Source organism: Streptomyces sp. RP5T, from assembly GCF_003933965.1.
Lineage (GTDB): Bacteria > Actinomycetota > Actinomycetes > Streptomycetales > Streptomycetaceae > Streptomyces.
The window spans coordinates 1-6,924 of record NZ_RSAJ01000447.1; the positions used below are offsets into that span (position 1 = coordinate 1).

Genomic DNA, 6,924 nt, shown 5'->3' on the forward strand with positions numbered 1-6,924 from the left:
CCCCAGGACGACACCACCACCGCAGCTCCCGGTGCCGTCGCCCAGCCCCCGCTCGCCGCACAGCCCGCACCTCAGGGCAGTCAGAGCAGTCTCGCCGAGACCGGCACCCAGCTGTGGCCGGCCGCACTCGGTGCGATCCTCCTGATCAGCGGCTTCGTTCTCCTGCGACGCACCAGCCGCCGCTCCGTCTGACACCGGTCGGCACGACCGAGAGGCACAGTGGCTGTCCACCGCGCGGTTCCGGCGGTGGGCAGCCACTCGCGTTCGCCCGCACGGCGGCCGACATGCCACCTCGAAATCGACGTGGTTATTCTTGAGCTGGGAAACCGAATTCGGACCGTACCCCGGCGGCCGCCCCCGACCGATGGCATTGACGCGCAAAAGAAGCTGAACAACGGCGACCGCTGATCCCGGCGGGGTGAATTGACGGCACCACTCCGTGGCCCTGCCACCGGCCCGTGCACCGCAGTCCGGGAAGCGGGGCGTGAGCGCCTTCCGGGCGGCTGGGCGCGCCATGACGTCCCCACTTCCGGGAGCCCCCATGTCTCTGCGCCGATCCCGCCTGCGAGCGGCATCCGTCCTCACGGTCTGCCTCACCGCGCTGGCTCCGGCGACGGTCACCGCCGCCTCCGCCCCGCCGGGCGACCAGGCGCTTCAGCGTCAGCTCGACGCCTTCGTGCGCCACTCGGGGGGCCCGCCCGGAGCCATCGCCGTCCTGCGGACCGAGAACGGCACCCGAGTCGTACGCGCCGGGGTCGCAGACGTCGGCACGGACCGCCGGCCCGGTTCCGGCGATCACATGCGCATCGCGAGCACCGCCAAGGCGTTCAGCGGGGCGGTGGCCCTCACCCTGGTCGACCGCGGCGCCCTGGACCTGGACGACACCCTGGGCGAGCGGCTCCCCCAACTCCCGGACGCATGGGGATCGGTGACGCTCCGTCAACTCCTCAATCACACCAGCGGTCTGCCGGACTACTCCCGGAGCGAGGGGTTCATCGCCGAGCTGCAGGCCGACCCCCTCCACCACTTCGACTCGCGGCGCCTGCTCGACTACGTCGCCGACCAGCCCCTGCTCTTCGCGCCGGGCACGCAGTACCGCTACTCGAACTCGGACAACATCGCCGTGGCACTCATGGCGGAGGCGGTGACGCGCAAGCCGTACGAGGGCCTGCTGCGCGACCTCGTCTACGCGCCGCTGGGGCTGCGCTCCACCAGCCTTCCGCAGGGGAACCGGATGCCGGCGCCCTACCTGCACGGCTATGCCGTGAACCCGCCCGCGGCCCCCGAGGACGTCAGCGAGATCATCGGCATGTCGGGCGTCTGGGCTTCCGGTGGCATCGTCTCCACACCGGCCGACATGACCCGCTTCATCCGGGGCTACGCGGCCGGACGGCTCTACGGCGGACAGGCCGTGCAGCAGCAGCGGCAGTGGGTCGAGGGCGCGTCCGAACCCGCCGGTCCGGGCCGCAACTCCGCCGGCCTGGCCGTCTTCCGGTACGAGACGCGTTGCGGTGTCGTCCTCGGCCACACGGGCAACACGCTCGGGTACACCCAATTGATCGCGGCCACCCCCGACGGCCGCCGTTCCCTGACCTTCTCGGTGACTTCCCAGATCACCCAGTCCTCCGACGCGAAAGGACTGAAGAGAATGCGCGCAGTGCAGGAGAATTTCGTCTGTGCGATGTTGCGCGGCGGGAATCAATAACCGTTCAGCAAGGTGGCGCGACGGTCGTACGCATTCAACTCACCTCGATTTCCCAGGTGTCCACGGCGTAATGGACCGACATTCCGTTGCGGGCGTACAACGCGGGGGCCCCGGTGGTGTTCGCGGTGTCCACGCCGAGTCCCACGGTGTCCCGGCCCCGGGCCGCGAACGCGGCGAACGCCTGCCGCAGCAGCAGGCCGCCCAGGCCCCGGCCCCGGGCCTCGCGGACGACCCCGACGCTGCGGATCCATCCCATGGCCTCGCGGTCGTCGCGGGCGATCAGGAAGCCGACGTCCCCGAGGTCCTCGGCGGAGGCGAGCCACACCAGGGACCAGTCGAGGCGGTCGGCGTGGATGTCGGCCAGCCACTCCTCGTAGGGGCGCGGCTGGAAGTCGAAGTGCTCGGCGAAGGCGGCCTGGTACAGGGCGTGCACCTGCTTCCGGTCCGCCTCGTCGGCACAGGCCCGCACCTGTACGCCCGCGGGGAGCTCGGGCGGCAGGTCCGCCCCGGCCCGCAGCGCCCGCTCCAGCACGTGGTACCGGCGTACGACCGACCATCCGCGCGCCCGTATCAGCGCGAGGTCGGTCGTGGGAGCCGCGTTGAGATGCAGATGGAGCACGGCCTTCGAGGCGCCGTTCGCCCGGGCCTTCTCCAGTGCCCTGGTCTCGACCGCCTCCAGGAGGAGTTCACCGGCCTGCTGGTGGTCGGGGAGTACGTAGTGGTCGGCGTCGATGCGCTCGCCCTTCGAGTCGTCCCACACCAGGGCGTAGGCCACCAGGCGCGGTCCGTCGAAGGCCAGCCAGGAGTCACGGTCGAGGTCGACCCCGGGGTGGCCCAGATCGGACTCCACGGTGTGCAGATCGGTCTCGGCCCGCCCGATCTCGATCCGGTCGATCTCGTTGAGCAGGTCGGTGACGGCCGACGCGTCGTGAAGCGCGGCAGCGCGCAGGAGGTAGGGCATGAGGCAAGGGTCGGGGGCGGGCGCGACGGCCGCAATCGAGTTTCGCGTGAGCGGGGGCGAGGCGTTCTCAATGCCTTGGTAGGCTGCGCCCGTTGATCATGGAAGGGTGGCCGGACCAGGGGTTTCCATGCAGCCCACCACCGCGGCGAACGCCGCTGCGAGCCGTCCTCCGGACGGCGCCGTCCGGTCGGGCGGCGACCGCTGACCGGCGGCCGACGCGGGCTTTGCGCGGTGTTTGTGGAGAGTCGTCAAGTGTGGCGCGCGGTACGCCTGTTGACACTGTGACGACTGATAAGATCATTACACTTTTCAGTAGGCTGATGACGCGTCATACGCGCGTACGGGGGACAGCCAAAACGGCCCCATCGTGAAGGAGTGACGGTTGGTCCGCCGGTAAGGTCCGCGCCGCACGGCGGCGGGCATTTCCGGGGTCCCATGCACGGTCAGTCTCCCGACGCGAGGCGACTTGAAGAGAGTCTCATGACGTCATTGTTCGAAGATCCACTCCTGTGGATCCTGCTCGTGGTACTCATCGCTGCGATTTTCGCAGTGATGCGCGCACGGAGAACCAACATCCAGCTCCGCGCGAACAACAACAAACTGCACGGCGACATGGCGAGTGTGCGAGGTCAGCTCGCCGAGCTCCAGACGACCTACTCGTCGGTGAGCGCACGGCACGCCGCGGATCTGGAAGAGGTGCGCAGGGACGCCGAGTCGGCGACCAAGGCGACCCTGAAGTCGGCCGTCGGCACCCTGGCGACCCTCGCCGAGGAGCAGCTGGCCCTGCTCGACGGACTCCAGCAGAAGTACGGCGATGACAACGCGGTCCTCGCCGACCTGATGCTGGTCGACCACACCGGCAGCCAGTTCAGCCGTCGTACCAAGGGCATCTCGGTGCTCTGCGGCGGCTGGCTCGGCCGGCGTGACCGGGACGCTTCGGTGTACGACGTCGCCCGCAGCGCCCAGGGGCGGATCCGTGACTTCGAGCGGGTCAAGGTCCACTCGCAGGCGAGCGTCGCGATCACCAGCCGGGCGGTCGAACCGGTCGCCATGGTCCTGGCCGAACTGCTGGACAACGCCACCAAGTACAGCGCCCCCGGCACCCCCGTCGAGATCAACATCCAGGCCGTCCCCACCGGGATCTGCCTGATCGTCGACGACGCCGGTCTCGGCATGGACCAGGAGACCAAGGCCCGCGCCGCGTCCCTGCTGACCTCCGGCGGGTCCGTGGACATCACGAGCCTGGGCGACCCGCCCAAGTTCGGCTTCGCCCTCTCCGGCAAGCTCGCCTCCCACTACGGATTCCACGTCTCCGTCGACGCGGTCTCCCCCTACGGCGGTGTGCGTGCCGTCGTCCGGGTGCCCGAGAACCTCCTGACGGCGGAGCTGCCCGCACCGGCACCGGTCGAACTCGACGAGAACGAGGGGGAGCCCGTGGCGGCCAAGCCCACCCCGGTCACCTCCCTCGTCGTCGGACAGACGGCCGGCGGTCTGCCCAAGCGCCGTCGCCGCCGCAACGGCACCGTCTCCGTGGTCGCCTCGCCCAGCGCGGAGGTGCCCGACCTGGACACGGCCGGCGAGGAGACCGCCTCACGGCTCAAGGCATTCGCTCGCGGAACCCTGCTCGGGCGGGACTCGGACAACACGGAAGGAACTCAGAACCAGTGAATCCCGACCTGTCGTGGGTGTTGAACGACGTGCTCGAGGTGCGCGGAGCCCGCCACGCCATCCTCGTCTCGGCGGACGGCCTGCTCATGCAGCGCTCCGACGGCATCGTCCGTGACGACGCCGAGCGGAACGCCGCCGCGATGAGCTCCCTGCAGTCCCTGTGCCGCAGCGTCGCCCCCTTCGTGGGCGGCGGCAAGGGCCTGTGGAAGCAGACACTGATCGAGTTCGACGGCGGATGGATCTTCCTCATCGCCGGGGGCAGCGGCTCCTACCTCGCCGTGTCGACCGCACTGGACGTCGACATGGAGGCCATGTCGATCCGGATGCAGAAGACGGTGGGCGCGCTGACCAAGGCGATGAGCGCCTCGCCGCGCCAGCACACCGGCGCAGACGCATGACCTGGCCAGGCGAGGACGCTCCGGTAACCAGCGACTTCGTCCGCTCCTACGTCATCACGGGCGGTCGTCGTCTCCCCTCCGACGACGACCTGGCCCTGCACACCCTGGTGTGCCTGGCGCCCGACCGGACCCTTCCGCTCGGGGCAGGCCCCGAGGTCCGGGCGATCTGGGAGCTCTGTTCGGGCGGCTACCTGTCGGTCGCCGAGGTCGCCGGGCACCTGGGACTGCCCGTCGGCGTGGCCCGACTCCTGCTGTCCGATTTATTCGAGCAGGGGCACCTCCTGCGCCGCGCTGAACCGGCCCCTGCCCAGCATGTTCCCCGAGCGATACTCGAGAAGGTTCTGCATGGACTCGAAACCCTCAACATCGGCTGACCCCGGGGCGAACGGCTCCATCTACGTCTCCGCCGACGTGACCACCGCCGCGAAGATCCTGGTGGTCGGACACTTCGCCGTGGGCAAGACGACCTTCATCGGGTCGCTGTCGGAGATCACTCCGCTGCGCACCGAGGAGAAGATGACCCAGGCGTCCATGCACGTCGACGACCTGCGCGGGGCGCCGGACAAGGCGACCACCACCGTGGCGCTGGACTTCGGCCGGCTCACGCTGAGCGACGAGCTGGTGCTGTACCTGTTCGGAACCCCCGGACAGCAGCGCTTCATGCAGCTGTGGGAGGACATGGCCCGCGGCGCGCTCGGCGCGCTGCTCCTGGTCGACCCGTCCCGGCTGGAGGAGACGTTCCCGGTCATCGACCTGATCGACGAGTACGGCCTGGAGTACGCCATCGCCGTCAACACCTTCTCGCAGACCAGCCACTTCGAGGAGGAGGAGATCCGCGAGGCCCTCGACCTGCTTCCGGACACTCCCGTCATCTACTGCGACGCCCGCGACCAGCGCTCCTCCGCCCGCGCCCTGATCGCCCTGGTGCGTCACCTGCTCGACCGCGCCGCCTGAACCACCACCCCCCCGCCCGGACCGCACGGTCCGGGCCACCAAAGGACACAGACATGGACGTTCACGACACGGCCGCCACCGGTGCGGCCAGATGCCCCATGTACGACGGCTCCTTCGCCGCGGACCCGCACAAGCTCTACGAGTACCTCCGGGCCCACGGCCCCGCCGGCCCGGTCGAACTGGCCCCGGGCGTCGACGCCACCCTGGTCGTCGACCACGAGACCGCCCTGCGCGTGCTCCAGAACCCCAACCTGTTCGCGCGCGACGGCCGCCGCTGGACCGCCCTCAACGACGGCCGGGTCCCCCTCGACAGCCCCGTCCTGCCGATGATGGCCTACCGGCCCAACTGCCTGTTCACCGACGGCGCCCAGCACCTCAGGCTGCGCAAGGCGGTCACCGAGAGCCTCGACCGCCTCAACGTCACCCGCATCCGCCGTGACGTCGAACCGATCGCGGCCTACCTCATCGACCAGTTCAGCGAGCGGGGCCGGGCGGACCTGATCAACGACTACGCCAAGCTGCTGCCGATGCTGATGATCAACAAGCTCTTCGGCTGCCCCGCGGCCATCGGCGACCGGGTCACCAGCGCGATGGCGGACATGTTCGACGGCAAGGACGCGCTGAAGGCCAGCGACGAACTCACCGCCTGCTTCATGGAACTGGTCTCCCTCAAGCGCCGCGAACCCGGCGACGACATCACCTCCTGGCTGGTCCAGCACCCCGCCGGTCTCAGCGACGAGGAGCTCAAGGACCAGCTGGTGATGCTGATCGGCGCCGGCGTGGAACCCGAGCGCAACCTCATCGCCAACTCCCTGCTGCTGCTCCTGGACCGGGACGGCGAGGACGGACCGAGCATGCAGATCGAGGACGCCCTCGACCACGTGCTGCTCAACAACCCGCCCATCGCCAACTACGCGACGCACTTCCCCGTCCAGGACGTGGACCTCGGCGGAGTCGTGGTTCAGGCGAACTCCCCCCTCGTCATCAGCTTCGCCGGAGCCAACAGCGACCCCGCGCTCACCTCCGCGGGCCAGGCCCACAGCCGCGGCGCCCACCTCGCCTGGGGTGCCGGACCGCACGCCTGCCCCGCCAAGAGCCCGGCCCAGGTCATCGCGGTCACCGCCATCGAGCTGATCCTGAACGCGCTGCCCGACCTGACGCTGAGCGTCCCGGCCCAGGAGCTGGAGTGGCGTCCCGGCCCCTTCCACCGCGCCCTGGCCACCCTCCCCGTGCAGTTC

General features: G+C 69.8%; 8 protein-coding genes. 7 read left to right on the forward strand and 1 reads right to left on the reverse strand.

Going from position 1 to position 6,924, the window contains the following annotated elements; translation table 11 throughout:
• Together EHS43_RS32960 and EHS43_RS32965 are read left to right on the forward strand one after the other, a co-directional pair.
• A partial coding sequence (locus tag EHS43_RS32960) for an LPXTG cell wall anchor domain-containing protein (RefSeq protein ID WP_125194332.1) occupies positions 1-192 on the forward strand: 192 nt, incomplete at its 5' end.
• Between the two features lie 349 nt (positions 193-541).
• Positions 542-1,705 carry a serine hydrolase gene (locus EHS43_RS32965; RefSeq protein WP_125194333.1) on the forward strand — a complete coding sequence of 388 codons (1,164 nt, stop codon included), beginning with the start codon at positions 542-544 and terminating at the stop codon, positions 1,703-1,705.
• 34 nt (positions 1,706-1,739) lie between these two features.
• Here EHS43_RS32965 and EHS43_RS32970 read toward each other — a convergent pair whose 3' ends face one another.
• Complete coding sequence (locus EHS43_RS32970) at positions 1,740-2,666, reverse strand: GNAT family N-acetyltransferase (protein ID WP_125194334.1); 927 nt, start codon at positions 2,664-2,666, stop codon at positions 1,740-1,742.
• A 480-nt stretch (positions 2,667-3,146) separates the two neighbouring features.
• Between EHS43_RS32970 and EHS43_RS32975 the strand changes: the two genes are divergently transcribed.
• From EHS43_RS32975 to EHS43_RS32995, 5 genes are all read left to right on the forward strand, one after another.
• Positions 3,147-4,334 (forward strand): ATP-binding protein, encoded by a 1,188-nt coding sequence (locus tag EHS43_RS32975; RefSeq protein WP_125194335.1) that lies wholly within the window; start codon positions 3,147-3,149, stop codon positions 4,332-4,334.
• Positions 4,331-4,732, forward strand: a complete 402-nt coding sequence (locus EHS43_RS32980; protein WP_125194336.1) for a roadblock/LC7 domain-containing protein — start codon at positions 4,331-4,333, stop codon at positions 4,730-4,732. The genes EHS43_RS32975 and EHS43_RS32980 overlap by 4 nt, the downstream gene beginning before the upstream one ends.
• Positions 4,729-5,106: a DUF742 domain-containing protein gene (locus EHS43_RS32985; RefSeq protein ID WP_007386762.1), complete on the forward strand. Its 378-nt coding sequence runs from the start codon at positions 4,729-4,731 to the stop codon at positions 5,104-5,106. Before EHS43_RS32980 ends, EHS43_RS32985 begins: the two co-directional genes overlap by 4 nt.
• Positions 5,078-5,686: an ATP/GTP-binding protein gene (locus tag EHS43_RS32990; RefSeq protein WP_037713890.1), complete on the forward strand. Its 609-nt coding sequence runs from the start codon at positions 5,078-5,080 to the stop codon at positions 5,684-5,686. The genes EHS43_RS32985 and EHS43_RS32990 overlap by 29 nt, the downstream gene beginning before the upstream one ends.
• A gap of 53 nt (positions 5,687-5,739) precedes the next feature.
• On the forward strand, positions 5,740-6,924 hold a 1,185-nt coding region (locus EHS43_RS32995; RefSeq protein ID WP_185806521.1), incomplete at its 3' end, for a cytochrome P450.